The organism is Candidatus Desulfatibia sp. (assembly GCF_036446775.1).
Taxonomy (GTDB): Bacteria; Desulfobacterota; Desulfobacteria; order Desulfobacterales; family UBA11574; genus Desulfatibia_A.
Genome location: NZ_JAZFTO010000014.1, coordinates 1 through 2044 on the forward strand (window position 1 = coordinate 1; position 2044 = coordinate 2044).

Genomic DNA, 2044 nt, shown 5'->3' on the forward strand with positions numbered 1-2044 from the left:
TTCAGCGAAAGCGCCGTCATGAAAAGCTGGTCCAGCCCGTTAAGGGCAAGGTAATGCACCTGCACCGGCAACAGCCATTCGGTGGAAGCCATGAGGGAATTGATCGTCAAAAGTCCCGTACCGGAAGGGCAGTCGAAAATAATGAAGTCGTACTTATCCTCCACCCGCCTGATCTTTTCGGAAAGGATGGCTTCCCTGCCCATCATGCTGACAAGCTCTATTTCTATGCCCGGCATGGCGGCCCTGTCGGATGGAATAATAGACAGGTTGCGTATGCGCGTGGGGATTATCGCTTTTTCGGTATCGTCCTCTTTATCGCTCAAAAGGCGGTAAACGGAATTTTCCAGATTCTCGTTTTTTACGCCGAGGTGGCACGTTGCGTCGGCCTGCGGGGAAAGGTCCACCAACAACGTCGGCCGCGACATGCCGGCGAACTCGCACGCGAGGTTGACTGAAAGGGCGGTCTTGCCCACCCCGCCTTTCGTGCTGCAAATCGTTATCTTTCTAGCGCCCCGCATTAAGCTTTTTCCATAAAAATATTGTAGTTAATACGCAAAAACGATGTTTTTCAACAAAAGTCCCGTCATATCTCCTTAATTTTCAACAGGTCGCAATCCACCTGCTCTTTATGCATTAAAAGTGCAACACCCATGCCACAAGGAGCAAGTTTGGGGTCACTCGGAAAGGGTTTTAAGCTCTTGCTCGTCTTCCGCAAACTCCAACGCAATTTTTCTGAATGTTTCTTCTAGTTTCAAAAAGGCGTCCACAACATTCGGGTCAAAATGCGTCCCTTTCCCTTCACGAATGATCTTCACCGCTTTGCTATGGGGAAACGGCGGTTTATAAACCCGCTTGCTTATAAGCGCGTCGTATACGTCGGCAACGGCCATGAACCTTGCAGACAGCGGTATTTGTTCCCCTTTGACGCCTTCGGGATACCCCGATCCGTCCCATTTTTCCTGGTGACCGTATGCAATTTCACGCGCAAACTTAAGAAAAGACGATTTCCCATTCAATTTCTGTTCGGCGGCGACAATTGCGTCCCTTCCATAGATAGTGTGTTTTTTCATTTCCTCGAACTCTTCATCCGTCAACTTCCCAGTTTTCAGCAGGATGCGGTCGGGCACACCGACCTTGCCGATGTCGTGCAAGGGAGCAGATTTAAACAGGAGCTCGATCGTTTGCTGGTTCAGTTCATTTCTATATTGCTGAGATGTTTGCAACATTTCAGCCAAAAGTTTCACATAACTCTGGGTCCGTTTAATATGGCCGCCGGTTTCCGGATCCCTGAATTCCGCAAGAACCGCCAAGCTGAAAATTGTCGCTTCCTGTGTAAGGGCCAACTCCATTGTGCGCTCGCTGACTTTCTGTTCCAGGATATCGTTCTGATCCCTGACTTTATTGTGCAGGAGCCGGATTTCAACCATGTTTCGATTCATGGCTTCCTCCAGCAACGTGCGCTTCATGTCGAGACGGTACGTAATAATCAGCAGTATGATGAACAAAAGGATAAAAACAGCGGCAACTATCAGCAAAAATAAGTATCTAATATTTTGAAGGTATTTTTTTTCATTTGCAATATCCAGGTACAATTCCATAACGCCGTACATTTTGAGGTTATGAAAGTTGTGGTCGAACGATACGTACGTTTCAACCATCTCACCCACGAGTTCCATTGATGCCGGATCCAGGTCATCAAAATCTACGTGCTCTTCGAATTTGCTTTTGGTTTCGCCTTTTAGCGCGTTTTGAACGTCAACGTTGGAAGAAGCATCCTGTCCTATCAGCGAAGGGAGGGTAGAATATATAATTATGCCGTTCTCGTCGTACCAGATTACGCGGTTAATATCCTGACGAGAATAATGGAATCTGATTATGTCGTCCAGCGCCTTTAAGGTTCCTGCCTCGTTCATGTTGAAAGCGCTTCCAGATTCATTTTCGGGTGTGACGATACTTTTGTGAAGGAGGTCCATTATTTGATGTGCGATCCTGACTGACCGGTGTTCGGCCATTACAAGCAATTCCTTTTTCAGCGAATTCGTTG

2 protein-coding genes are annotated in these 2044 nt (G+C 47.4%); both read right to left on the reverse strand.

What is annotated here, in order from left to right; translation table 11 throughout:
• The coding region (locus V3S16_RS00650) for a ParA family protein (RefSeq protein ID WP_413882743.1) at positions 1 to 518 on the reverse strand (518 nt) is incomplete at its 3' end.
• A 156-nt stretch (positions 519 to 674) separates the two neighbouring features.
• Positions 675 to 2044: HD-GYP domain-containing protein (locus tag V3S16_RS00655; RefSeq protein ID WP_413882744.1), on the reverse strand; the 1370-nt coding region annotated here is incomplete at its 5' end.